The 24,983-nt window shown below is 69.5% G+C and carries 26 protein-coding genes; 3 read left to right on the forward strand and 23 right to left on the reverse strand.

What is annotated here, in order from left to right; translation table 11 throughout:
• Positions 1-27: 27 nt before the first annotated feature.
• The 5 genes from Q9R33_RS15105 to Q9R33_RS15125 form a co-directional block, all read right to left on the reverse strand.
• A complete protein-coding gene (locus tag Q9R33_RS15105; RefSeq protein ID WP_056367117.1) occupies positions 28-462 on the reverse strand; it encodes a cytochrome c oxidase subunit 4 in 435 nt (144 codons plus the stop codon).
• Position 463: 1 nt separating this feature from the next.
• Positions 464-2,227: a cytochrome c oxidase subunit I gene (gene ctaD, locus Q9R33_RS15110; RefSeq protein ID WP_045298929.1), complete on the reverse strand. Its 1,764-nt coding sequence runs from the start codon at positions 2,225-2,227 to the stop codon at positions 464-466.
• 2 nt (positions 2,228-2,229) lie between these two features.
• Positions 2,230-3,126, reverse strand: a complete 897-nt coding sequence (coxB, locus tag Q9R33_RS15115; protein WP_056367116.1) for a cytochrome c oxidase subunit II — start codon at positions 3,124-3,126, stop codon at positions 2,230-2,232.
• 168 nt (positions 3,127-3,294) lie between these two features.
• Entirely contained in the window at positions 3,295-3,660 is a 366-nt protein-coding gene (gene erpA / locus Q9R33_RS15120) for an iron-sulfur cluster insertion protein ErpA (RefSeq protein ID WP_045298933.1), read from the reverse strand.
• A gap of 129 nt (positions 3,661-3,789) precedes the next feature.
• Positions 3,790-5,190 (reverse strand): dipeptidase, encoded by a 1,401-nt coding sequence (locus tag Q9R33_RS15125; protein ID WP_311294266.1) that lies wholly within the window; start codon positions 5,188-5,190, stop codon positions 3,790-3,792.
• A gap of 47 nt (positions 5,191-5,237) precedes the next feature.
• Between Q9R33_RS15125 and Q9R33_RS15130 the strand changes: the two genes are divergently transcribed.
• On the forward strand, positions 5,238-5,831 hold the full coding sequence (locus Q9R33_RS15130) for a DUF3043 domain-containing protein (RefSeq protein WP_045298935.1): 594 nt from the start codon (positions 5,238-5,240) through the stop codon (positions 5,829-5,831).
• Here the strand turns inward: Q9R33_RS15130 and Q9R33_RS15135 are convergent.
• From Q9R33_RS15135 to Q9R33_RS15165, 7 genes are all read right to left on the reverse strand, one after another.
• A complete protein-coding gene (locus tag Q9R33_RS15135) occupies positions 5,806-6,849 on the reverse strand; it encodes a quinone-dependent dihydroorotate dehydrogenase (protein ID WP_311294267.1) in 1,044 nt (347 codons plus the stop codon). The two genes, Q9R33_RS15130 and Q9R33_RS15135, sit on opposite strands and share 26 nt — an antisense overlap.
• A gap of 18 nt (positions 6,850-6,867) precedes the next feature.
• Complete coding sequence (gene nrdR, locus Q9R33_RS15140) at positions 6,868-7,359, reverse strand: transcriptional regulator NrdR (RefSeq protein ID WP_311294268.1); 492 nt, start codon at positions 7,357-7,359, stop codon at positions 6,868-6,870.
• A gap of 31 nt (positions 7,360-7,390) precedes the next feature.
• Positions 7,391-8,692 carry a histidinol dehydrogenase gene (hisD, locus tag Q9R33_RS15145; RefSeq protein ID WP_310249626.1) on the reverse strand — a complete coding sequence of 434 codons (1,302 nt, stop codon included), beginning with the start codon at positions 8,690-8,692 and terminating at the stop codon, positions 7,391-7,393.
• 30 nt (positions 8,693-8,722) lie between these two features.
• The gene (locus Q9R33_RS15150) at positions 8,723-9,766 is read right to left on the reverse strand and encodes a hypothetical protein (protein ID WP_396654117.1); all 1,044 of its coding nucleotides are present in this window, start codon (positions 9,764-9,766) and stop codon (positions 8,723-8,725) included.
• Positions 9,767-9,884: 118 nt separating this feature from the next.
• Positions 9,885-13,355: a DNA polymerase III subunit alpha gene (dnaE, locus tag Q9R33_RS15155; protein ID WP_056368205.1), complete on the reverse strand. Its 3,471-nt coding sequence runs from the start codon at positions 13,353-13,355 to the stop codon at positions 9,885-9,887.
• A gap of 158 nt (positions 13,356-13,513) precedes the next feature.
• Positions 13,514-13,963 (reverse strand): DinB family protein, encoded by a 450-nt coding sequence (locus Q9R33_RS15160; protein WP_056367110.1) that lies wholly within the window; start codon positions 13,961-13,963, stop codon positions 13,514-13,516.
• 9 nt (positions 13,964-13,972) lie between these two features.
• Entirely contained in the window at positions 13,973-14,542 is a 570-nt protein-coding gene (locus Q9R33_RS15165; protein WP_311294270.1) for a GNAT family N-acetyltransferase, read from the reverse strand.
• A 130-nt stretch (positions 14,543-14,672) separates the two neighbouring features.
• Here Q9R33_RS15165 and Q9R33_RS15170 point away from each other — a divergent pair, with 130 nt between their 5' ends.
• Positions 14,673-15,146, forward strand: a complete 474-nt coding sequence (locus tag Q9R33_RS15170) for an NUDIX domain-containing protein (RefSeq protein WP_056367108.1) — start codon at positions 14,673-14,675, stop codon at positions 15,144-15,146.
• Between the two features lie 12 nt (positions 15,147-15,158).
• Here the strand turns inward: Q9R33_RS15170 and Q9R33_RS15175 are convergent, their stop codons facing one another.
• The 9 genes from Q9R33_RS15175 to murC all read right to left on the reverse strand — a co-directional run bounded on the left by Q9R33_RS15175 (position 15,159) and on the right by murC (position 22,934).
• Entirely contained in the window at positions 15,159-16,079 is a 921-nt protein-coding gene (locus Q9R33_RS15175; RefSeq protein WP_056367107.1) for an RluA family pseudouridine synthase, read from the reverse strand.
• A gap of 1 nt (position 16,080) precedes the next feature.
• Entirely contained in the window at positions 16,081-16,890 is an 810-nt protein-coding gene (lspA, locus tag Q9R33_RS15180; protein WP_396654111.1) for a signal peptidase II, read from the reverse strand.
• A 3-nt stretch (positions 16,891-16,893) separates the two neighbouring features.
• Positions 16,894-17,472 (reverse strand): DivIVA domain-containing protein, encoded by a 579-nt coding sequence (locus Q9R33_RS15185; RefSeq protein WP_311294272.1) that lies wholly within the window; start codon positions 17,470-17,472, stop codon positions 16,894-16,896.
• Positions 17,473-17,607: 135 nt separating this feature from the next.
• Positions 17,608-17,907 carry a YggT family protein gene (locus tag Q9R33_RS15190; RefSeq protein ID WP_056367105.1) on the reverse strand — a complete coding sequence of 100 codons (300 nt, stop codon included), beginning with the start codon at positions 17,905-17,907 and terminating at the stop codon, positions 17,608-17,610.
• A 9-nt stretch (positions 17,908-17,916) separates the two neighbouring features.
• Positions 17,917-18,381, reverse strand: coding sequence for a cell division protein SepF (locus Q9R33_RS15195; RefSeq protein ID WP_045298951.1), 465 nt, complete (start codon positions 18,379-18,381; stop codon positions 17,917-17,919).
• 32 nt (positions 18,382-18,413) lie between these two features.
• Positions 18,414-19,100 (reverse strand): YggS family pyridoxal phosphate-dependent enzyme, encoded by a 687-nt coding sequence (locus Q9R33_RS15200; RefSeq protein ID WP_311294273.1) that lies wholly within the window; start codon positions 19,098-19,100, stop codon positions 18,414-18,416.
• Positions 19,101-20,258, reverse strand: a complete 1,158-nt coding sequence (gene ftsZ, locus Q9R33_RS15205; protein WP_056367103.1) for a cell division protein FtsZ — start codon at positions 20,256-20,258, stop codon at positions 19,101-19,103. It lies immediately after the preceding gene.
• Positions 20,259-20,434: 176 nt separating this feature from the next.
• Positions 20,435-21,502 carry an FtsQ-type POTRA domain-containing protein gene (locus Q9R33_RS15210; protein WP_311294274.1) on the reverse strand — a complete coding sequence of 356 codons (1,068 nt, stop codon included), beginning with the start codon at positions 21,500-21,502 and terminating at the stop codon, positions 20,435-20,437.
• A 7-nt stretch (positions 21,503-21,509) separates the two neighbouring features.
• Positions 21,510-22,934, reverse strand: a complete 1,425-nt coding sequence (gene murC, locus Q9R33_RS15215; RefSeq protein WP_311294275.1) for a UDP-N-acetylmuramate--L-alanine ligase — start codon at positions 22,932-22,934, stop codon at positions 21,510-21,512.
• A 117-nt stretch (positions 22,935-23,051) separates the two neighbouring features.
• Between murC and Q9R33_RS15220 the strand changes: the two genes are divergently transcribed.
• Positions 23,052-23,444: a GntR family transcriptional regulator gene (locus Q9R33_RS15220; protein ID WP_311294276.1), complete on the forward strand. Its 393-nt coding sequence runs from the start codon at positions 23,052-23,054 to the stop codon at positions 23,442-23,444.
• Positions 23,445-23,450: 6 nt separating this feature from the next.
• Here the strand turns inward: Q9R33_RS15220 and Q9R33_RS15225 are convergent, their stop codons facing one another.
• Complete coding sequence (locus tag Q9R33_RS15225; protein ID WP_310249601.1) at positions 23,451-23,855, reverse strand: hypothetical protein; 405 nt, start codon at positions 23,853-23,855, stop codon at positions 23,451-23,453.
• Between the two features lies 1 nt (position 23,856).
• Positions 23,857-24,942, reverse strand: coding sequence for a UDP-N-acetylglucosamine--N-acetylmuramyl-(pentapeptide) pyrophosphoryl-undecaprenol N-acetylglucosamine transferase (locus Q9R33_RS15230; protein WP_311294277.1), 1,086 nt, complete (start codon positions 24,940-24,942; stop codon positions 23,857-23,859).
• Between the last annotated feature and the right edge of the window lie 41 nt (positions 24,943-24,983).

Here is a 24,983-nt window from a genome sequence, read left to right on the forward strand (position 1 = left end):
TATGCCATGCGGACCGGCAGCGCCGGATCAGCGGGCGAAGTAGCCGCGGTAGTACTCGTAGACCCAGCCGACGATCGCGACGACGAAGACGGCGATGCCGATGGGCATCATCCACGCGCCGACCGCGAGGCCGATCATGCCGAGCGCCGCCGAGAATGCGAGGACGATGGGCCACCACGACCACGGGCTGAACTCGCCCAGCTCAGGGTCACCGTCGTCGATGTCGGACGTGAGGACGTCCTCGGGCAGCTCGCCGCCCTGCGCCTTGTGCACCTTGCCGATGTAGAACGCGATCAGCGCGCCCATCAGTGCGGTGAACAGCAGCGCCACGCTGCCGACCCACTCGATGCCGTTGTACCACGGCACGTCCGGGTGGGCGATGATGTTCCACGCGGTGTAGACGACCGCCACCACCAGGAAGAAGATGGTCAGCAGCCACCAGAGTCCGGTGTTCGTGCGCACCTTACTTCACCTCTCCATCGGCAAGGTCGGAGACCGGGGCTTCGGGGGCGTCCTTCGCGGGACCGACGCCGACCGGAATACCCGCCTCGGGGTGGTTCAGATCGAACGCGGGCCGCTCGCTGCGGATGCGCGGGATCGACGTGAAGTTGTGACGCGGGGGCGGGCACGAGGTCGCCCACTCGAGCGATGCACCGTAGCCCCACGGGTCGTTGACGGTGACCTTCGGCGCCTTGCGCGAGGTGATCCAGACGTTGAACAGGAACGGGATCATCGAGGCGCCGAGGATGATGGCGCCGATCGTCGACACCTGGTTCTGCCAGGTCCAGCCGTCAGCCTCGGAGTAGTCCGCGTAGCGACGGACCATGCCGTCGACGCCCAGCCAGTGCTGGATGAGGAAGGTCATGTGGAAGCCGATGAACAGCATCCAGAAGTGGACGTAGCCGAGGCGCTCGTTGAGCATGCGCCCGGTCCACTTCGGCCACCAGAAGTAGAAGCCGGCGAACATCGCGAACACGACCGTGCCGAACACGACGTAGTGGAAGTGCGCCACGACGAAGTACGAGTCGGACAGGGCGAAGTCGAGCGGCGGCGATGCCAGGATCACGCCGGTGAGACCACCGAACACGAACGACACCAGGAAGCCGAGGGCGAAGACCATCGGGGTCTCGAAGGTCACCGAGCCTCGCCAGAGCGTGCCGATCCAGTTGAAGATCTTCACACCCGTCGGCACCGCGATCAGCATCGTCATCAGGGCGAAGAACGGCAGCAGCACAGCGCCCGTGACGTACATGTGGTGGGCCCACACCGCGACCGACAGGGCGGCGATCGCGATCGTCGCGTAGACGAGCGTCTTGTAGCCGAAGATCGGCTTGCGGCTGAAGACCGGGAAGATCTCCGACACGATGCCGAAGAACGGCAGCGCGATGATGTACACCTCGGGGTGACCGAAGAACCAGAACAGGTGCTGCCAGAGGAGCACACCGCCGTTGGCCGGGTCGTAGATGTGGGCGCCGAGCACGCGGTCGGCGGCGGCGGCGAGGATGGCGGCGGCGAGCACGGGGAACGCCATCAGCACGAGGATGCTGGTGATCAGCGTGTTCCACGAGAAGATCGGCATGCGCCACATGGTCATGCCAGGCGCGCGCATCGTGATGATCGTCGTGATGAAGTTCACGGCACCGAGGATGGTGCCGAAACCGCTCATGCCGAGCCCGAGCATCCAGAGGTTGCCGCCCACCCCAGGGGAGAACGACGCGTTCGCAAGCGGCTGATACGCGAACCAGCCGAACGCGGCGGCACCCTGCGGGGTGAGGAAGCCGGAGACGGCGATGGTCGAGCCGAAGAGGAACAGCCAGAAGGCGAAGGCGTTCAGACGCGGGAAGGCGACGTCAGGGGCACCGATCTGCAGCGGCAGGATCGCGTTCGCGAAGCCCGCGAACAGCGGTGTCGCGAACATCAGCAGCATGATCGTGCCGTGCATCGTGAACAGCTGGTTGTACTGCTCCTTGGTCGGGATGATCTGCATCCCGGGCTCGAAGAGCTCGGCACGGATGATCAGCGCCATCACTCCACCCAGGAGGAAGAAGATGACGGAGGAGATGAGGTACAGGTACCCGATCGTCTTGTGGTCGGTGGAGGTGATCCACTTGACGATGATGTTGCCCTTCTGCTCGACGCGCGATGCGCTGAGCAGTGCGGCCTGACGCGGCGGCAGGGTGGTGGGGCGACCCTGCGTCGTCTCCTGGAGCGGAAGCGTCGTCGCCATGATCAGTTGTCTCCCTCTTCGGATCCCTCGCCCTGAGCGCCCGTCCCGGGCGCGTTCTGCAGACGGTCGTAGGCGTCGTTGATGTCGCCGGTCTGGCCCGCCTCGCGCAGCGTGGCGAGGTAGTCCTCGTACTCGGCTGCGCTGACGACCTTTACGTTGAACAGCATCATCGAGTGGTACTCGCCGCAGAGTTCGGCGCATTTGCCGGCGTACTCGCCCTCGCGGGTCGGAGTGAAGGACCAGTAGTTGTCCTTGCCGATGTACATGTCCTTCTTGTAAAGGAAGTCGATGATCCAGAACGAGTGGATGACGTCGCGCGACTGCAGCTTGATCTTGACCGACTCGTTGACCGGCAGGACGAGGGTCGGCAGCTCGCTGATGACGTCGCCGCGCTCATCGGTCTGCGCCTGGACGCCCATGGTCCAGACGGTCTCGTCATCGCTGGCGCCGTCGTACTGGAAGTCCCAGGACCACTGCTTGCCGATCGCGGTGATCGCCACGTCGGGCTCGTCGTACTGCGTCTCGAGGATCGCCTGGTCGCGCGCGGTGAAGGCGAAGAAGCCGACCACGAGGATGAGGGGGACGATCGTGTAGAAGATCTCGATCGGCATGTTGTAGCGCAGCTGGACGGGAAGACCCATCTGGCCCTTGCGACGCCGGTAGGCGATCGCCGCCCACCCCATCAGGCCCCACGTGATCACGCCGACGACGAGCAGAACGATCCACGAGTTCACCCAGAGACCCGCGACCATGTCGACGTGGTTGGTGGCCGGCTGGCCGTCTTCGGTGAACCCAGGGAGGAAGCCGTGCAGCTCGGTCGGGGTGCATCCGGCGAGGACTGCAGCCGCTGCGATCCCGAGTGGGAGAACGGCCCAGCGGATACGGCGTTTCGAAGGCACGGTGCACCTTTCCGATCACGAACAGGACTCACGTCAGTCTAGGGCAACCGCCCAGGCGATTCAGGCCATCCGCTCAGGTTTGATCGTGTCGCAGAGACGGAAAAAGGCGGGCCCGGGCGCTAATCGGAGCGCACCGGACCCGCCGGAAAAGTATCGGATCGTTAGCGATCAGTGGAAGCTGTCGCCGCACGCGCACGACCCGGCCGCGTTGGGGTTGTCGATCGTGAAGCCCTGCTCCGAGATGGTGTCCTTGAAGTCGATCGTGGCGCCGTCGAGGTACGGAACGCTCATGTCGTCGACGATCACCTCGACGCCGTCGAAGTCGACAGTCTTGTCGCCGTCGAGGTAGCGCTCGTCGAAGTAGAGCTGGTAGATCAGGCCGCTGCACCCGCCCGGCTGTACGGCCACGCGCAGACGCAGGTCGTCGCGTCCCTCCTGCTCCAGCAGGTTCTTGACCTTGCCGGCGGCGGCGTCGGTCAGCAGCACACCGTGTTCGCGGGCGGTCTGCTCGGTCGTCAGTGCGGTGTCGGTCATGGCACTCCTCCGGAAGGGCCGCCCCGGATCGATCATCCACTCAGGCGGCGGGATGCGACGATTCTACGCGTGCCCGCTGGCAGAAGGCTCCGGGACCGGCGTGTTCGCGCCGATCCCGGAGCCGTCGCGTCACGCCTGCGACGCCCGCGCGTCGAGCTTCTCGAGCAGGAGCGCCTCGGAGAGCACCGCATTGCGGAACGTCTCGAGGTGCAGCGACTCGTTGGGGCTGTGGGCCTTGGCGTGCGGGTCCTCGACGCCGGTCACGAGGATCTGGGCGCCAGGGAACTCCCGCACGAGGTCGGCGATGAACGGGATCGACCCGCCCACGCCGATGTCGACGGACTCGACGCCGTAGCCCTCGTGGAGCGCCTCTCGGGCAGCCTCCACGGCCCAGCCCGAGGTGTCGACGAGGAAGGCGTCGCCGTAGTCCTGATCGCTGAATGTCAGCTGCGCCCCGAACGGCGCGTGCTCGCGGAGGTGCGCCTCGATGGCGGCATAGGCCTCGCGCGCCGGCTGACCGGGCGCGATGCGGGCGCTGATGACGACGGAGATCTCAGGGCTCAGCGTGTTCGAGGCGTTCACGACGCTCGGCGCGTCGATGCCCGTCACCGTGATCGACGGCTTGTTCCAGATGCGGCTGAGGATCGTGCCGCGGCCGACAGGCGAGACGCCGGCAGGCAGCCCGGCCTCGTCGCGCAGCGTCTCCTCGGTGTACTCAGGGGTCTCGGCATCCCGTTCCGTGAGTCCCGCCACGGCCACGGCGCCGTCCTCGTCCCACAGCGTCGCCAGCAGCGTGACGGTCGCCATCATCGCGTCGGGCACCGCTCCGCCGAACATGCCGGAGTGCGAGGCGTGCTCGAGGGTGCGCACGCGGAGGGTGAAGCGCGTGTTGCCACGCAGCGACACGGTGAGCGCGGGGGTCTTGTCGTCCCAGTTGCCGGAGTCGGCGACGACGATCACGTCGGCGCGCAGCGCGTCGGCGTTGTCGGAGAGGAATTGCGCGAACGACCGCGACCCCGCTTCCTCCTCCCCCTCGAAGAACAGCGCGACACCGAGGTCGAAGTCGTCGCCGATTCCCTCCTTGAGCGCGCGCAGCGCCGCCAGGTGGGCCATGATGCCGGCCTTGTCGTCGGCGGCACCCCGGCCGTAGAGCCGGCCGCCGCGGACGGTGGGCTCAAACGGCGACGACTCCCAGAGCGACTCGTCGCCGACCGGCTGCACGTCGTGGTGCGCGTAGAGCAGGATCGTCGGGGCGCCGTTGCGGGCGGCGCGCGTCGCGAGTACGGCGGGGTTGCCCCGCTCCCCCGTCTCGGGGATCACGGCGGTGCGGATCTCCACCGTCTCGAACAGCTCCGTCTCCCGCACGAGCTCGGCGACCGCCTCCGCGCTGCGCTGCACCTGAGCGGGGTCGAACCCGGGGAACGCGACGGACGGGATGCGCACGAGATCGCCGAGATCGGCGAGGGCGGAAGGGATGCCGGAAGCCGCGGCTTCGCGCACAGCATCCTGTCGGGAGAGCTCAGAGGTCATGCGGGTAATCTTAAGTGCACCCCTTCTCCGCACTCCGAGGATCACCCGTGGCCAAGACACCTGCAGCTCCTTCGTCCAACGACGCACCGTCGGAGGGCACCGTGCTCAACGGCGTCCCCACCGGCCCCTCGAACAAGGGCCGCCCCACTCCCTCGCGCGCCGAGCAGGAGGCCGCCCGCAAGCGCCCCCTCGTGCCCGACACCAAGGAGGCGAAGGCCCGCGCCAAGGCGGATCTCGCCGCGCAGCGCGAGAAGGCCCGCATCGGCATGGCCAACGGCGACCAGCGCTACCTCCCGGCCCGCGACCAGGGTGCGCAGCGCAAGTTCGTGCGCGACTGGGTCGACGCCGGCTGGCACCTGGGCGAGGCGGTCATGCCCGCGATGGTGCTCGTCATCCTCGCGACGTTCCTGCCGATCGCGGCCCTGCAGTACTACGCGTTCGTCGGCCTCTGGATCTTCATCTTCTTCGTCATCGGCGACATGGTCATCACGTCGATCACCGTCAAGCGCGCCGTCCGGAAGAAGTTCGGCGAGGGCAAGGTCGAGAAGGGCCTGGGCTGGTACGCCGCCATGCGCACCGTCCAGATGCGCTTCCTGCGCCTTCCGAAGCCGCAGGTCAAGCGCGGCCAGAAGCCGGCCTGAGCCTCGCCAGCCCCCGGTTGATCTGCCGCGCCCACAGAGGGCCGCGGTAGAGGAAGGCCGTGTAGCCCTGCACCAGGGTGGCTCCGGCATCCAACCGCTCCTGCACGTCGGCTGCCGTCTCGACGCCGCCGACCGAGATCACCGCGAACTCGGCGGGAACCGTCTGACGCAGCAGTCGCAGCACCTCGAGCGCGCGCGCCTTCAGCGGCGCACCGGAGAGCCCGCCGTCGCCGGCCGCGGCCACCGTCGCGGGGTCGGTGACGAGCCCGTCGCGGGAGATCGTGGTGTTGGTCGCGATGATCCCGGACAGCCCGGCGTCGACCGCGAGCTGCGCGATCGCGACGATCTCGTCGTCGGGGAGGTCGGGCGCGATCTTCACCAGCAGCGGCGTCGCGCCCGCGGCGCCGCGCACGGCGTCCAGCAGCGGACGCAGCGTCTCGACGGCCTGGAGGCCACGCAGTCCCGGCGTGTTCGGCGACGACACGTTCACCACGAGGTAGTCGGCGAGCGGCGCGAGCAGCGTCGCGCTGCGGACGTAGTCGGCGGTCGCATCCGCGACGTCGACGACCCGGCTCTTGCCGATGTTGACGCCGAGCACCGTGCGACGCGAGCGCTTGCGGAGCGTGCGCAGGCGCGCGGCCGCGGCCTCGGCTCCGTGGTTGTTGAATCCCATCCGGTTCACCACGGCGCGGTCCGGGATGAGCCGGAACAGCCGCGGGCGCGGGTTGCCGTCCTGCGGGATCGCGGTGACGGTGCCGACCTCGACGTGACCGAAGCCGAGGGCGTGGAGTCCCGACGCCCCCTTCACGTCCTTGTCGAACCCGGCCGCGACGCCGAAGGGCGAGTCGAAGGTGAGCCCGAGGGCGGTGGTCCGCAGCTCCGGCGCAGGCCGGGTGATCGCACGCGCGGCCCACGAGAACGGCGGGACCCCCAGCATCCGTATCACGACCATCGCCGAGTGGTGGGCGGACTCGGGGTCCATGCGCGACAAGACGGTGCGGAAGAGGAGGGGATACATCCCTCCTAGGCTATCCGGTCACTCCGTGGCGGCCGGCGCAGTCTCGTCATGTGCGCGGGCGCGGCCGTGGTCGACCCGCAGCTGTTCGATGGCCGCCTCGAAGTCCTCGAGCGAGTCGAACGCCTGGTACACGCTCGCGAAGCGGAGGTAGGCGACCTCGTCGAGGTCGCGCAGCGGGCCGAGGATCGCGAGACCGATCTCGTTCGCGTCGAGCTGCGAGGCGCCCGTCTGGCGGATGCTCTCCTCCACGGTCTGCGCGAGCACCGCGAGGTCGGCATCGGTCACGGGCCGCCCCTGGCACGCCTTGCGCACGCCCGACATGACCTTCTCGCGGCTGAAGGGCTCGATCACGCCCGAGCGCTTGATGACGTTGAGGCTCGCGGTCTCGATCGTGGTGAAACGGCCTCCACACTGCGGGCACTGACGACGACGGCGGATGCTGAGGCCGTCGTCGCTCGTGCGCGAGTCGATGACGCGCGAATCGGCGTGGCGGCAGAACGGGCAGTGCATGGCAGAGACAGCCTACGCCGGGAATCCGGACTCAGACCTCGAAGCGGGCCGTGATGGCCTCGCCGTGGGCGGGGAGCGCCTCGGCCTCGGCCAGCGTCACGATCGCGGCGTGGACGGCGGCGAGGGCGTCGCGGTCGTACTCGATGACCTGCTGCGGGCGCAGGAACGTGGCGGCGGAGAGCCCCGCGGAGTAGCGGGCCTGTCCTCCGGTGGGCAGGACGTGGTTGCTGCCGGCGAGGTAGTCGCCGAGGCTCACCGGCGAGTCGGCGCCGACGAACACGGCGCCCGCGTGCACGAACTCTTCCGGGTGCGGGTCGGCCAGGTGCAGTTCGAGGTGCTCCGGCGCGTAGGCGTTGCTGAACGCCGTCGCCGCGGAGAGGTCGTCGACCAGCACGATCGCCGACTGCGGGCCCGCAAGGGCGGCGGCGACGCGCTCGGCGTGGCGCGTCGCGGCGGCGCGGGGCGCAATCGCCTCGACCACGTCGGCCGCGAGCTGCTCCGACGTGGTGACGAGGACGGCGGAGGCCTGCTCGTCGTGCTCGGCCTGGCTGATGAGGTCGACGGCGACCAGACGCGCGTCGGCGCTGTCGTCGGCGACCACCAGGATCTCGGTCGCGCCGGCCTCGGCATCCGTGCCGACAAGACCTGCCACGGCGCGTTTGGCGGCCGCGACGAAGTTGTTGCCGGGGCCGGTGACCACGTCGACCGGCTCGAGGCCGAGCGACGCCACACCGTGGGCGAGCGCACCGATCGCGCCGGCGCCGCCCATCGCGTACACCTCGGTCACGCCGAGGAGCTTCGCGGCGCCCAGGATCACGGGGTGCACGCGGCCGCCGAACGCGCGCTGCGGCGGAGAGGCCAGGGCGATCTCGGACACCCCCGCGACCTGCGCCGGCACGACGTTCATGACGACGCTCGACGGGTAGACGGCCTTGCCGCCCGGGACGTACAAGCCGACGCGGCGCACCGGCTGCCACCGCTGCGTCACCCGGGCGCCGGGACCGAGCTCGGTCACCGTCGGCGCGGGGACTTGGGCGGCGGATGCCTCGCGCACGCGCTCGATCGCCTGCTCGAGCGCGGCGCGCACAGCAGGGTCGAGCGTCTCGAGCGCCTCGTCGAGGTGGGCGGCGGGCACGCGGATGTCGTGCTCGGCCACCCCGTCGAAGTTCGACGCCTGCTCGCGGAGGGCGATCTCGCCACGCGCGGCCACGTCGTCCACGATGTGCGCGGCCGTCGCGAGCGCCTCTGAGCGCGCCGCCTCGGCACGGGGAACGGTCGCGAGGAGTTCCGCGGGAGTGAGCGCACGCCCGCGCAGGTCGATCGTCCGGAGCATCCTTCTACGGTATCGCGAGGCGGATCGCGGTCAGCCGCGCGTGACGCCCGAGACGTCGTGCAGGTAGCCGATGCGCCCGTCCTCGTGACGGACCACGAACACCTCGCCGCGGTCCTCGATGACGAGAGCCCATGCGCTCGGGCCGATGCGGAACACAGGGATGCCGATCTCGTCGACGATGTCGCGCTCCTCGGGCACGAGCGCCCAGAAGGCCTGGTGCTGCGGCGCGGTGGCCGCAGCGGGCTCCACGGTCGACGTCGGGTTCTCGACGTGCTCGAAGGACTCGCGCGCCTGAGCGGGCTCGTTCGGGGCGAGCGGTGCCGGCTCCTCGACCGTCGGGGCGTCCTGCTCGTCGAGCGGGATCACGGTCGTGGCGAAGTCGTCGTTCGCCGCGGCCTCGGGCGCAGCGGATTCGAGCGTCTCGCCCTCGGGCGCCGCCGCGGCACCGGTGGCTGCGTACGAGGTGTAATCGGGGTCGGGCTCGGCGTCGGCGGCCGGCTCCGGGCGCACGGGGGCAGGTCGAGGCGACACGGGCCGGACCGGACGGGCGCTGCGGTGCGCCGGAACCTCGGGGCGCCCGCGGAAGTCCTGTGCGAACGGGCCGATGAACGGCGCGGCCACGGTGAGCACGACGCCGGCGAGCATGAGGAAGAACTCCACCCACACGACCCAGGAGGCGAGGAAGACCTGCCCCACCGACAGCCGGACGAACGAGCTCCACAGCAGGGTCAGCCAGAGCACGGTGGCGACCGAGAAGGCGACGGACGCGAATTGGTCGATGCCGAGGGAGCCGACGCGGCGGATGCCCTGCGGTGACAGACGACGCAGCACGACGAGGAACACCGCGATGGTCGGCACGCCGATCATGAGAACCCAGTCGATGCCGCTGGTCCAGACGGACGGAGCCGACTCGAACGGACCGTAGATCGGGAAGAACGACACGATGAACGCGACGATCCAGGTGCCCGCGAGGGCGACCTCGCGGATGGAGAACGGCCCGACACCATACTGCGGCGGCTCTTCGGTCGCGACCGCCTCGTCGATGCTGGCGTCCTGCTTCTCGTCCGTCACGATGTTTCCTTCCGGCGAGCTCCCGAGGCCCGCGTCGACCTGATATTACCCACGGCGCATGAGACGCCGATGAGACGGCGCGACGCGCGGCGACCTGCGCCGGCGCACGCGCGCCCTGCTGTCATCCCAGGCACTGCGGCCCGAGAAGACCCTTGAGCTCGCCGTACAGATCCGGGGTGATCCGCACGGTGTGCGGCACCTCGAACACCTTCGCCACCGTGCCGCTGTGGAGCTTGAGTGACACCTCGGTGTCGCCCGCGTGGCGGTTCAGAGTCTGCAGGAGCTCGCCGACGAGCGCCTCGCTCGCGCGCCGCTCGGGCACGATCAGCACCAAGGTGCTGGATTCGTCCATGCTGCCGAGATCCGGCGAGAACGCGGACTGCGCGTGGAGGTTCATGCCGTCGTCGCGGCGCGACACGCGGCCGCGCACCACGAGGATCGAGTCGGCCTGCAGCATGTGCTGGAACTCGGTGTAGGTCTTGCCCATGAACATGACCGTGATCTCGCCGTCGAAGTCCTCGACGGTGATCATGCCGTAGGGATTGCCGCTCTGCTTGGCCACGCGATGCTGGACGCTCGTGACGAGACCGGCGATCGTCACCTGATCGCCGTCGCCCACGTCCTCCGAGGCCAGCAGGTCGTGAATGCTCGTCGAGGCGTGCTTCGCGAGCGGGATCTCGAGGCCGGCCAGCGGGTGGTCCGACACGTAGAGGCCGAGCATCTCGCGCTCGAAGGCGAGCTTGTCCTTCTTGGTCCACTCCGGCCGCTCGGGCACCTTGGCCGCCTGCTGGGGCTCGTCGTCCCCCCACAGTGAGTCGAAGTCGAAGCCGACCTCGCCGTTGGCCTCGCGGCGCTTGTCGAGCACGGCCGCCTCGGTCGCGTCCTCATGGATCTCCATGAGCGCGCGCCGCGTCGAGCCCATCGTGTCGAACGCGCCGGCCTTGATGAGCGACTCGACCGTCCGCTTGTTCGCCACGTGCACCGGCACTTTGGAGAGGAAGTCGTGGAAGCTCGAATAGGTCGTCTCCGCGCGGGCGGCGACGATGCCGTCGACGACGTTCGCGCCGACGTTGCGCACCGCGCCGAGGCCGAATCTGATGTCTTCGCCGACGGCTGCGAAGTACCGGATCGATTGTCCGACGTCGGGCGGCAGCACCTTGATGCCCATGCGGCGGCACTCGTTGAGGTACACCGCCATCTTGTCCTTCGAGTCGCCGACGCTGGTGAGGAGCGCGGCCATGTACTCGGCGGGATAGTGCGCCTTGAGGTACGCCGTCCAGTACGAGACGAGTCCGTACGCCGCGGAGTGCGCCTTGTTGAAGGCGTAGTCCGAGAACGGCAGCAGGATGTCCCACAGCGCCTGGATCGCGGCGTCGCCGAAGCCACGCTCCTTCATGCCGCCCGAGAAGCCCTCGTACTGCTTGTCGAGCTCGGACTTCTTCTTCTTTCCCATCGCACGGCGCAGGATGTCTGCTTGGCCGAGCGAGAAGCCGGCGACCTTCTGCGCGATCGCCATGACCTGCTCTTGATAGATGATCAGGCCGTAGCTGATGTCGAGGATGTCTTTCAGCGGCTCCTCGAGCTCCGGATGGATCGGCGTCACCGGCTGCAGGCCGTTCTTGCGCAGCGCGTAGTTCGTGTGCGAGTTCGCGCCCATGGGGCCGGGACGATACAGCGCGATGACGGCCGACACGTCTTCGAAGTTGTCGGGCTTCATGAGCCGCAGGAGCGATCGCATCGGTCCGCCGTCGAGCTGGAACACGCCGAGCGTGTCGCCGCGCGTCAGCAGATCGTACGCGGGGCGGTCGTCGAGCGCGAGGTGCTCGAGGTCGAGCTCCTCGCCGCGGTTCAGACGGATGTTGTCGAGCGCGTCCGAGATGATCGTGAGGTTGCGCAGCCCCAGGAAGTCCATCTTGATGAGGCCGAGGGTCTCGCACGACGGGTAGTCGAACTGCGTGACGATCTGGCCGTCCTGCTCGCGTCTCATGATCGGGATGATGTCGAGCAGCGGCTCGGACGACATGATCACGCCGGCGGCGTGCACGCCCCACTGCCGCTTGAGGCCCTCGAGTCCGAGCGCGCGGTCGAACACCGTCTTCGCCTCGGGGTCGGTCTCGATCAGCGTGCGGAACTCGACCGCTTCCTTGTAACGCGGATGCTGCGGGTCGAACATGCCGTCCAGCGGCATGTCCTTGCCCATCACGGCCGGGGGCATCGCCTTGGTGAGCCGCTCCCCCATGCTGAACGGGAACCCGAGCACACGGCCCGCATCCTTCAGGGCCTGCTTCGACTTGATGGTGCCGTACGTGACGATCTGCGCGACGCGCTCGGAGCCGTACTTCTCGGTGACGTAGTCGATCACCTCGCCGCGGCGACGGTCGTCGAAGTCGACGTCGAAGTCGGGCATCGAGACGCGGTCGGGGTTGAGGAAGCGCTCGAAGATGAGGCCGTGCTCGAGCGGGTCGAGGTCGGTGATCTTCATCGCGTAGGCCACCATCGAACCGGCACCCGAGCCGCGGCCGGGGCCCACCCGGATCCCGTTGTCCTTCGCCCAGTTGATGAAGTCGGCGACGACGAGGAAGTACCCCGGGAAGCCCATCTGCAGGATGATGCCGGTCTCGTACTCGGCCTGCTTGCGCACCTTGTCGGGGATGCCGCCCGGGTAGCGGTAGTGGAGGCCGCGCTCGACCTCCTTGATGAGCCAGCTGTCTTCGGTCTCGCCGTCGGGCACCGGGAACCGGGGCATGTAGTTCGCCGCGGTGTTGAACTCCACCTTGCAGCGCTCGGCGATCAGCAGCGTGTTGTCGCAAGCCTCGGGGTGGTCGCGGAACAGCTGCCGCATCTCCTGTGCGGTCTTGATGTAGTAGCCGTCGCCGTCGAACTTGAAGCGGTTCGGATCGTCGAGCGTCGACCCGGACTGGACGCAGAGCAGGGCGGCGTGCGCGTCGGCCTCGTGCTGGTGCGTGTAGTGGGAGTCGTTGGTGGCCACGAGCGGGATGCTGAGGTCCTTCGCGAGCCGCAGGAGATCCGTCATGATGCGACGCTCGATCGAGAGGCCGTGGTCCATGATCTCGGCGAAGTAGTTCTCTTTGCCGTAGATGTCCTGGAATTCGGCGGCCGCTGCGCGGGCCGCGTCGTACTGACCCAGCCGCAGGCGCGTCTGCACCTCGCCCGACGGGCAGCCGGTCGTCGCGATGAGCCCCTTGCCGTACGTCTGGAGGAGCTCGCGGTCCATGCGCGGCTTGAAGTAGTAACCCTCCATGCTCGACAGCGAGCTCAGCCGGAACAGGTTGTGCATGCCCTCGGTGGTCTCGCTCCACAGCGTGGTGTGCGTGTAGGCACCGGAGCCGGAGACATCGTCGCTCTTCTGCTCGGGCGTACCCCACGCCACGCGCGACTTGTCGCTGCGGTGGGTGCCGGGCGTGACATACGCCTCGAGTCCGATGATGGGGTTGATGCCGGCGGCCTGGGCCGCGCGGTAGAACTCGAAGGCGGCGAACGTGTTGCCGTGGTCGGTGACGGCGATCGCCGGCATGCCGTACTCGGCCGCCGCCTGCGTCATCGCCCCGATCTTGGCCGCTCCGTCGAGCATCGAGTACTCGCTGTGCACGTGCAGATGGACGAAGGAATCGGATGCCACGCAACGAGTCTAGGTTCGGCCGCCGACACCGGCTGCGGCATCCGTCGTGAGTCGCGGACTCCTGCCACAAGGTGCCTTCACCCTCGACTCGAGGGTGAAGGTCAGAGGTCTCAGAAGTCTTCGTCGAGGGCGTACTGGCGCTGCCATGACTCGGGGCGGTCGATCCCGAGGCCGTACAGGTAGCGGATGAGCTGGCCGTGATGCTGCGTCTCGTGCTCGAGCAGCGCCAGGGCGTAGGTGAGGGATGCCTCGTCCCCGGCGTCGAGCCCCGTGATCCAGTCGTCGACATCCGCAGAGGTCTGCACCAGTGCGGCGCGGAGGGCCGCGGCATCCGTCGTCTCGCCAGCCGTGACCGGGCTCGTGAAGCCCTTCCACTCCCCCGCCCTCGCGGCACGCGGGTAGCTCTCGCGCGCCCCGAGGACGCACCACAGCTGGTGTCCGACCGTGTCGGAGGGAAGGCCGGCGAGGTGCGAGCCCAGCTGCTCCGCCGAGACCGCGTCGACGAAGTCGAGGTAGAGGGTGTTCGCGCGGGAGAAGCGCCGGCGCAGGAGTTCGTTCACGCGTCCACGCTAGAGGTCGAGACGCATGAGCACGCGGGGAAACCCCGACAGCACCGACGCGGTGTCGGCCGCCTTCACGAACCCGGCCGACTCGAACAGCCGGCGCGTGCCGACGTACGCCATCGTGAGGTCGACCCTGTCGCGGCCGTTGTCGACCGGGTAGCCCTCGATGGCGGGTGCGCCCTGATCCCGCGCGAAGTCGACGGCGCCGTCGATGAGCGCGTGCATGACGCCCTTCTTGCGATGCCCCGGCCGCACGCGGAAGCACCAGAGCGACCACACGTCCTGCTCGTCGATGTGAGGGATCTTGCGGAACGTCGCGAAGTGCGTCCGCGTGCGCGGCGCGACCGCCGCCCACCCGACGACGTCGTCGCCGTCGTAGGCGAGCACGCCGATGGGACCCTCCTCGTCGATGAGCCGGCGCACGCGCTCTCCGCGCTCCGGACCCTTGAGCGCGAGGTTCTCTTTCGAGGGGATGCGGTAGCTCAGGCAGAAGCACACATTGGACGCCGGATTCTTCGGACCCACCATGGTCGCGACGTCTTCATACACCGTCGCGGGCCTCACCTCGATCGACATGGCCACACTCTGCCCGAGGCATCCGACATCGTCCAGCGCCGTCCGGCCACCTGCTCGCCTGCGCCGATGCGATGCCTCGCGCGGCAGTGCATGACAGGTGAGCCACGATGCGGCCCCATAGGGTGTCACCATGCCCACGCCAGACTTCGTGCTCGACCTGCGCCGCAAGATCGGCACCGACCCTCTCCCGCTCGTCGGAGTCACCGCCGTGGTCGTCCGCGGCGAGAAGGTGCTGCTCGGCCGTCGCAGCGACAACGGGCGTCTCACCCCGATCACCGGGATCGTCGATCCGGGCGAGGAGCCCGCCGACGCCGCCGTGCGCGAGACCCTCGAGGAGGCCGGCGTGGTCTGCCGCGTGGATCGGCTCGCCTGGGTGCACCAGATCCCGAGGGTCACGTACGAGAACGGCGATCAGAGCGACTACCTCGACATCACCTTCCGCTGCGACTGGGTGTCGGGCGAGCCGTTCCCGGTGGATGGCGAGATGACCGAGGTCGGCTGGTACGACCTCACGGCGCTGCCCGAGCTCGAACTCTCCGACATGCGTCGCAGGATCGAGTTCGCCCTGCAGGATGAGCCCGCCCGCTTCGAAGGCGGGCGCTGAGCGGGAGCGGGCTCAGTCGCCGCGCAGCTCGCTGAGCGCGTGCGCGAGGTCGGCCGGATACTCCGACGTGAACGTGACCCAGTCCCCGGTCGCAGGATGCGCGAACGAGAGTTCGTGGGCGTGGAGCCACTGGCGCGTGAGGCCGAGCCGCGCCGACATCGTCGGGTCGGCGCCGTAGAGCGGATCGCCGACGCACGGGTGCCGGTGCGCGGCCATGTGCACGCGGATCTGGTGGGTGCGCCCCGTCTCGAGGTGGATCTCGAGCAGCGAAGCGCCCGGGAATGCCTCGAGGGTCTCGTAGTGCGTGACGGAGTCCTTGCCCTCGGGGGTCACCGCGAACTTCCACGAGTGCGACGGATGCCGCCCGATCGGCGCGTCGATGGTGCCGGCGAGCGGGTCGGGATGCCCCTGCACGACGGCGTGATAGATCTTCTCTACCTCGCGCTCCTTGAAGGCGCGCTTGAGCGCGACGTACGCCTGCTCGGTCTTGGCGACGACCATGAGGCCGCTCGTGCCGACGTCCAGTCGGTGCACGACGCCCTGGCGCTCGGCGGCGCCGGTGGTCGCGATGCGGTAGCCGCCGGCGGCGAGGGCGCCGAGCACCGTCGGCCCTTCCCATCCGAGGGAGGGATGCGCCGCGACACCCGATGGCTTGTCGACCACGACGATGTCGTCGTCGTCGTACACGATGCCGAGGTCGGGCACCTCCACGGGCACGACCCGCGGTTCCTCCTTCGGCGCCCACGACACATCGAGCCAGGCGCCGCCGCGCAGTTTGTCGGACTTCGCGAGCGTGCGCCCGTCCATCGTCACGCCGCCGGCTTCGGCGACCTCCGCAGCGAAGGTGCGCGAGAAGCCGAGCATCTTCGCGAGGGCCGCGTCGACGCGGGCACCGTCGAGGCCGTCGGGAACGGGCAGGCTGCGAGAGTCCACGTCAGAGCTGGGCGCCGGACTCGGGCCGCTTCGGGTCGTGGCCGGCCTCGTGCTCGGCCTCGTACTGCTCCGCCTCGCGCTCGGCCTCTTCCTCGACCTCGTGCTGCTCGGTCTCGCTCAGCGGGCGCAGCCCGCGCTCGGCGGCCGGGATGCCCGCGTCGGGGTCGGCGACGGGGAACTCGTCGCCGAAGCCCTCCACGGTGCCGCCGGAGGCGAACTGATCGCCCTCGGCGCCGAGGAGCGTCTCGTCGTTCTCGGCCTCGTCCTCATTCTTGCGGCCGTGGTCGCGCGTACCGTCCATGTGAACCCCCACGAGTACCAAGAGTGCGATCGCGATCATGTCGCACACGATGAAGATGTCGGCGACGTTGTAGATCGCCGGAGACATGCCGGGGAAGAACCACATCCACGGCGTGTTGATGAAGTCCACGACGTGCCCGACGCCGAAGCCGGGGTCGCGGAAGAGCCGGTCGGTGAGATTGCCCAGGACGCCGCCGAGGAGCAGTCCGAGGGCCACCGCCCACAGGCGCGAGCGCACCCGCGTCGCCGCGAGCCACCCGATGACGACGGCGACGACGGCCAGCGCGATCGTGAAGATCCACGTGACCTCCTCACCGAGCGAGAAGGCGGCGCCGGGGTTGCGGGTGAGGTAGAAGCTCAGGAAGTCGCCGAGGACCTCGACCGGCTCCTGGTACGGCAGGTTCTCGAGCGCAAGATACTTCGCCAACTGGTCGGCGGCCAGCACCAGCACCGCGAGAACCGCGATGATGGTGCCGGCCGCCGCCTGACGAAGGGGTGGTCGGCTCGACAAGGCCTAGAGGCCCAGCGCGGAGACCGGCTGAGCGCCGGACGCCGTCGCCGTGGTCTCGAGGTCGCGAAGCTTGCCCTCGATGTAGCTGCGCAGCTGAGCGCGGTAGTCGCGCTCGAAGTTGCGGAGCTCGGAGATGCGGCCCTCGAGCGTGGTGCGCTCGCGCTCGAGCTTCGAAAGCTCCTCGCGACCGCGGGTCTCGGCCTCGGACACGATCGACGCCGCCTGCGACTTGGCGTCGGAGATGAGCTGGTCGCGCTGCGCGATGCCCTCGGCGACGTGCTCGTCGTGCAGGCGCTGCGCCAGCTCGATGATGCCGGCGCTCGCTGCGGGAGCGGCGCCACCCGCGGCGGGGGCGGGGGCGGGCTCGGCGGCAGGCGCCGGGGCGGCAGCCGGGGCAGGCGCGGCAGCACCCGACTCGTACGCCGCCAGCTTGGCCTTCAGCTCTTCGTTCTCGGTGAGAGCCTTGCGCCACTCCACGACGATCTCATCGAGGAAATCGTCCACCTCGTCCGGGTCGAAACCCTCCTTGAAGCGGACGTGCTGGAACTGCTTGGTGACGACGTCATCGGGGGACAATGCCATGGTGATTCCTCTTTCGAGCGTCTGGTCGCTGGCCGATGTCGGGGCGGCCGCCGGCTGGCGGCCGTTCGTATCAGCAAAGCATAGTCATCGGTTCTGAGAGTGTCGAAGCCGGCGACCGGGTCGGAGTGAGTCGGTTCAGCCCGCGATGGTGCGAGTGATGCTGAGCAGGATGAAGCACAGCAGCATCGTCAGCGCGAACCCGAAGTCGATCGCGATCGCACCCACGCGCAGCGGCGGGATGAAGCGGCGGAACAGCCTGATCGGCGGGTCGGTGACGGTGTAGATGATCTCCGCGGCGACGAGACCCGCGCCCCGCGGGCGCCACTCCCGGTTGAAGAACGGGATCCAGTCCAGGACCAGCCGCGAGAGCAACACGAAGACATAGAGCAGCAGCGCGAGGTTGAGGATCGCTGCGATGAGTTGGACGACTGCCACGTAGCCAGATTACGGCTGCGCGAACGGAACCGACTCCGGATCCGCCTGCGCGACCGCTCCGTCGCCCGACACGGCGACGTTCTCGGGCGAAAGCAGGAACACCTTGCTGGTGACCCGCTCGATGCGTCCGTAGAGACCGAGCGACAGGCCGCTCGCGAAGTCGATGAGGCGTCGCGCGTCGGCGTCGCTCATCTGCGAGAGGTTGATGATGACGGGGATGCCGTCACGGAAGTTCTCGGCGATGACCTGGGCATCGCGGTACTGCTTGGGGTGCACCGTGAGGATCTCGTTGATCGCCGCGGGCGCCGGCTGGCGGACGACCGCGGGGCGGTGGATCGGCGTCACGGGAGCGGCCGGCTTCTCGACGACCTGCTCGGACTTGCGAGCACGCGGCTGAGGGGCCGGCTCTTCGTAGACCTCTTCCTCGTCGGCGAGTCCGAGGTACACCATGGTCTTCTTGAGCGGGTTCGACATCTGATCCTCCGTAGTGCTCATCTGTTCCGAGGCTAACCGCGTTGTGGTCTGGGTCCGGTGATTGCCGAACCGATGCGTAGGTGTGTCGCGCCGGCCGCGATGGCCTCGGCGAAGTCCGCGGTCATGCCGGCGGAGATCCACTCCGCATCGGGGACGACCGCGCGCACGACGCCCGCGAGACGGTTCAGCCGCTCGAACGCCGGCGCAGGCGGCTCGTCCAGCGGCGCGACCGCCATCACCCCGCGCACACGCAGCGAGGGCAGCGCGGCGGTGTGAGCGGCGAGGGCCTCGAGGTCGTCAGGGGCGACGCCGCCACGGCCGGGGTCTTCGGTGAGATTGACCTGCAGCAGCACGTCCAGGACCGCGTCTCCCGGCTCGGCCACGGCGTCGAGCGCGTCCGCCAGGCGGGCACGGTCCAGCGAGTGGACGACGGATGCTGCAGCCCGGATGGCGCGCGCCTTGTTGGTCTGCGCCTGCCCGATGAAGTGCCAGCGCAGTCCGTCGAGGTCTCCGACCTCGACCGCCTTGCGGCTGAACTCCTGCTGCCGGTTCTCCCCCACATCGCGCACGCCGAGCCCGTACAGCTCCTCGACGAGCGACGCCGGGTGGAACTTCGTCACGACGACGCGAGTGAGCTCGGACGGATCACGGCGCGCCGCGCGCGCAGCATCCGCGATCCGCTCATCGATCGCCGCAAGACGATCGGCGAGATCGCCCACTTACTTGAGGAAGTCGGGGATGTCGAGATCGTCGTCGCCGAAAGCGGTGTCGTAGGACGACTCCGTGACAGCGCCGACTGCGACGGGAACCTGGGGCGTCTGCGTCTCGACGACGTCGCGGTCCTTCGCGGCCTCGTCGGCGGACGTCACGGGCAGCGCGGGGGTCGAAACGACGCGCGTGGCCGTGATCGGCTCGATGCGGGCCTGCGGCTCGCCGCCGTCGAAGCCCGCCGCGATGACGGTGACGCGCACCTCGTCGCCGAGGGTGTCGTCGATGACCGTTCCGAAGATGATGTTCGCCTCGGGGTGCGCGGCCTCCTTGACCAGCTGCGCCGCGTCGTTGATCTCGAAGATGCCGAGGTTCGAGCCACCCTGGATCGACAGCAGCACACCGTGCGCGCCCTCGATCGAGGCCTCGAGCAGGGGCGATTCGACGGCGAGTTCGGCGGCCTTGATGGCGCGATCCGCCCCCCGCGCCGAGCCGATGCCCATGAGGGCCGATCCCGCTCCCTGCATGACCGACTTGACGTCGGCGAAGTCGAGGTTGATGAGACCGGGCGTCGTGATGAGGTCGGTGATGCCCTGCACACCGGCCAGGAGCACCTGGTCGGCGGTGGCGAACGCCTCGATCATCGAGATTCCGCGATCGCTGATCTCGAGCAGGCGGTCGTTCGGCACCACGATGAGGGTGTCGACCTCTTCCTTGAGGCGTGCGACGCCCGTCTCGGCCTGCTGCTGGCGGCGACGACCCTCGAAGGAGAAGGGCTTCGTCACGACACCGATCGTGAGTGCTCCTATCGACTTCGCGATCTTCGCGACCACCGGGGCACCGCCGGTGCCGGTGCCGCCGCCCTCGCCCGCGGTGACGAAGACCATGTCCGCGCCGCGCAGCGCCTCCTCGATCTCCTCCGCGTGGTCCTCGGCCGCGCGCCGCCCCACCTCGGGGTCGGCGCCTGCGCCGAGTCCTCTCGTCAGTTCGCGCCCGACGTCCAGCTTGACGTCGGCGTCGCTCATGAGCAGCGCCTGGGCGTCGGTGTTGATGGCGATGAACTCGACGCCCCGCAGGCCGAGCTCGATCATGCGGTTGACCGCGTTCACTCCGCCGCCGCCGACGCCGACCACCTTGATGACGGCGAGGTAGTTCTGGTTCTGGCTCATGCCGGCCTCCGTAGCCCTGGACCTGTCTAAACCTTCAACCTCTAGTAGAGGTATAAAGAATTGCCCGGTATGCAATTCCTTTGTCACGAAAGTAGGCCGATGCCGCGCGCGTGCGCGGACCGAGTCGGCGTGTCGCGCCATCTGGTACTCGAAGTCGCGTCGGAGGGCGTCTCGGGTCAGCGGACGACGACGACGTCAGGCGAGGAGACGTCGTACGTGTACACGTCGGCCGGGGGCCGGGCGGCCATCGTCTTGGCGAGGTTGAGAGCCTTCTCCGCCGAATCCTCCGCGCTCCCCCACACGACCTGCGTGTTGGTGCCGCCGAGTTCGAGCGTCACGTCGTCGGGGGTGGAGGCCGCGACCCCCGTCACCTGCGCGCGGATCTCGTCCGGCAGCGACCGCATCACCTGACCGGCCGCGGCGAACGCGTCGGAGTCCACGCCGCCCGTGATCGTGAGCACGGGGGTGCCGGCACTCGGGGTGGCGGTCGTCGACAGCGCGACGCCGGCCGCGTCGACGAGGGTGTACCCGGCACGCGTCTCGATGAGGCCGATCGGCGTGCGCTCGACGATTCGCACCACGAGCTCGTGCGGCGGGCGCGCCTCGAGGGCGTACGTCTCGATGAGCGGGAACGCGACGAGCTCGGCCTTGACGGCGCTCTCGTCGACCAGTGGCAGCGGCTTGCCGAGCTGACCCGACAGGGCGGCGGCGACATCGCCCGCGGCGAGCTGCTGCGCCCCGACCACGGTGATCTTCTCCACCCCGAACAGGGGACTGTACGCGGCGCCGAGCGTGCCGAGGGCCAGGAGGAGGACGGATGCTGCCGCACCGAACCACACCGCGCGCCGGCGTCGCTGGCGCACGGTGAAGCGGCGGATCTCGGCGCGCAGCGCCTTGCGCCGGGCATGGGCGGCCCGCCACACCTCGCGGAAGCCCACCTCCGCAGCCGGGCCCACGTGGCCGGAGGCTCCGCGCGATGCGCCCGCGTCGTGTGGAGGGGCCGCGGGGACCACTCCCTCGTCCGTCGTCGGGTCGAGGTCGGGCTTCGCGTCGGGCAGCGGCGTCGGCGACGCCAGCGGGATGACGGGAGCCGTGGGGTTCGCGTCGAGGGTCGGCTCGACGGGCTCGCGCTCCGGCGCCGGCGCCTGGTCGCGGGCGGGGCGCTGCGTGCGCGCCGACGCGGCCTTCTCCGCCGTGCCGCGCGAGGCGACCGGCGACTGCGGCAACGGCGACGGGCGACGCATGCGGCTGCTACTCCGCCGTGCTCGTCTGACGGGCGGGGTCCTCGTGGGCGAGTGCCTCGAGGACCTGCGGGATGATGAGGTGCACGTTGCCGCAGCCGAGCGTGATGACGTAGTCGCCGTCGCGCGCGACCGAGGCCGTGTAGTCGGCGGCCTCCTGCCAGTCGGGAACGTAATGCACGTGCGACGGGTCGGCGAAGGCGCCGCTCACGAGCTCGCCGGTGACTCCGGGCACCGGGTCCTCCCGGGCGCCGTAGACGTCGAGCATGACCGTGTGGTCGGCGTACGTCTCCAGCACCTCGGCGAACTCGCGGTACATCTCCTGCGTGCGCGAGTAGGTGTGCGGCTGCTGGATCGCGATGAGGCGTCCGTCGCCGACGACCGAGCGTGCGGCGGCGAGGGCGGCGGCGACCTCGGTCGGGTGGTGCGCGTAGTCGTCGAAGACGCTGACGCCGCGCTCGACGCCGTGCAGCTCGAAGCGACGGACGGTGCCGGCGAAGCCCTCGACCGCGCGGACCGCGGGCTCGAGGTCGTGGCCGAGAGTGAGGAGCACGGCGACGGCGCCGGCGGCGTTGATCGCGTTGTGGGCGCCGGGAACCGGCAGCTGCGCGTCGACGGTGACCCCGTCGTGCGTGATGCGGAACGAGACGGGGCCGTCGGTGACGATGTCGCTCACGCGCACCGTCGCGTCTGCGGCCTCGCCGAAGGTGACGACGTGCGGGTGGGTGAGCTGTGCGGCGACGAGCTGCGCACCCGCGTCGTCGGACGAGATGACGACCGCCTCGCGCGCCTCGTTCGCGAACCGGGCGAACGCGGCGTAGAACGCGTCGCGCGTGCCCCAGTGGTCGAGGTGGTCGGGGTCGACGTTCGTGATGAGCGCGATCGACGTGTCGTACAGCAGGAACGTTCCGTCCGACTCGTCCGCCTCGATGACGTAGAGGTCGTCCGAGCCGCTGCCGCTCGAGACGCCGAGCTGCGCGATGACGCCGCCGTTCACGAAGGTCGGCTGAACGCCCAGGTCGCGGAGGGCGGTGACGATCATGCCGGTCGACGTGGTCTTGCCGTGCGCGCCGGCGACCGAGACGAGCCGGCGGCCGCCGATCAGCCAGTACAGCGCCTGCGACCGGTGGATGACGTGGAGCCCGCGCTCCTTGGCGAGCACGAACTCGGGGTTCTCGGGCCAGATCGCGCCCGTGTGCACGACGGTGTCGACGTCGTCGGCGAGGTTCGACGCGTCGTGCCCGACGTACACGGTCGCGCCGAGCTCGGCGAGCTCGCGCAGCGCCTTGCTGTCGGCGCGGTCGGATCCCGAGACGCGGATCCCGCGCTCCAGATACATGCGGGCGAGCCCCGACATGCCGGATCCGCCGATTCCGATGAAGTGGGCGGCGGTGATGTCGGCGGGAATGGGAAGAGTGAGATCGGGTCTGATCATGACCGGTCAAGTCTAAGTTGGCGGGCGGATGCCGCGGCCCCGGCGCGCTGGGGCGGCTCTGCGCCGGAGTCGACTTTGTGTTGACACATTGATACAGACCGCGACACAATCGGAATCATGCCCGAACAGTCCGAGATGTCGTTCGTCATCGACCCATCCTCCGCCGTCCCGCCGTTCGAGCAGCTGCGCACGGGGCTCGTCGACGCGGTCGCGTCCGGCGAGCTCGCCGCGGGCGCGCGACTGCCCACGGTGCGCCGCCTCGCCGAGGACCTGGGTGTCGCGCCCGGCACGGTCGCCCGCGCGTACCGCGAGCTCGAGGCATCCGGAATCATCGAGACGCGGGGTCGCAACGGCACGTTCGTCGCCTTCGACGCCGACCCCGCCCGTCAGCAGCTGCAGCGCGCCGCCGCGGCGTTCGCCGCGCAGGTGCGCGACCTGCATCTCGACGCCGAGGAGGCCCTCGCCGTCGTCACCGCAGCGCTCCGCTCTCCGGGCGCCACCACGGCCTGAACCCGATCACAGCCGGGTGTTCGTACACTCCCCCAGCTGGGACATCGACAGCGCGTCAGGGCATTCGTCGAGCCACCAGCCCTCGCCGTAGCGATCCCTCGTCATGTCGGTGTAGATCTGCCACCCACCGCCGGGGAGCACGCGGTAGTACTGCGTGATGGGGTCGCCCTCGGTGCTCGGTCGTGTCACGGCCAGCTCCGCGCCGGCGACGGACGCCTCCTCGAGGCACGCGATGTCGCCGGTCGGAACCTCTTCGCCCTGTTCGAGCACGACGGTGCCGCACGAGGGCAGCTCCTCGCGATCGAGGAAGGCCTGCGGCGTCGGGCCGCCTTTCGGCGCACCCGGCCCGGTCACGCATCCGCTCAGCGCGAGCACGCACAGTGCGGTCAGCAGAGCGGCGAGGACGCGCATCTCACGCGCGCAGCGCGTCGTCGATCATCGCGACGACGTTCTCGGTTCCGGTGCGGGTGCCGACGGATGCCGCGGCCGCCGCCATCGCCGCGCGGCGGGTCTCGTCGGTCAGGAGCGGCACGACCTCCGACCCCACGCGGTCGCCGGTGAACTCGGCATCCGGAATCAGGATCGCCGCGCCGGCGCGCACCGCCGACGAGGCGTTCAGCGCCTGCTCGCCGTTGCCCACGGCGTACGGCACGTAGGCGGTCGGGATGCCCAGAGCGCTGATCTCGCTGACCGTGGCCGAGCCGGCGCGCGACACGATGAAGTCGGCGAGGGCGAAGGCGAGGTCCATGCGGTCGACGTAGCGGCGGACGACGTACCCGGGCGAGTCAGGATCGACGAGCTCGGAGCGCTCGCCGGTGACGTGGAGCAGCTGCCACCCGGCGCCGACGACCGCGCGCCAGCCCTCGTCGTGACCTTCGCCGAAGGCGGCGTTCAGGCGCTGCGCGCCGAGCGAGCCGCCGAAGACCAGGAGCACCGGCTTCGCCGGATCGAGTCCGAAGTACGCGGCGGCCTCGTCGCGGAGGGCGGCGCGATCCAGCGACACGATCTCGCGACGCAGCGGCATTCCCACGACCTTCGAGCGCTTGAGCGGCGTCCCCTCGAACGCCACGCCGACGCCGGCCGCCCGGCGGGCGCCGAGCACGTTCGCGAGTCCCGGGCGGGCGTTGGCCTCGTGCACGACGAACGGCACGTTCTCGCGCCGCGCCGCGACGTACGCCGGGGCGGACGCATAGCCGCCGAAGCCGACGAGGACGTCGACGCCGCGCTGCGCGATGTGCGCCCGCACCTGTGAGATCGCGCGGGGGAAGCGCGCCGGGAACGCGGCGGCCGCCTTGTTCGGGCGCCGAGGGAACGGCACCTTGTCGACGAACAGCAGCTCGTAGCCGCGCTCAGGCACCAGCCGCGCTTCGAGCCCCTCACGGGTGCCGAGCACGAGCACCTCGGCCTCGGGGTCGCGGGCGCGCAGCGCGTCGGCGACAGCCAGGAGCGGGTTGACGTGTCCGGCGGTGCCGCCGCCGGCAAGGAGGTACGTCGTCACTCCCCGAGCCTACCCGGCTCGGTCCCTGCCGGTTCGGGGCG

It is taken from the genome of Microbacterium sp. PRC9 (assembly GCF_031844125.1).
GTDB lineage: Bacteria > Actinomycetota > Actinomycetes > Actinomycetales > Microbacteriaceae > Microbacterium.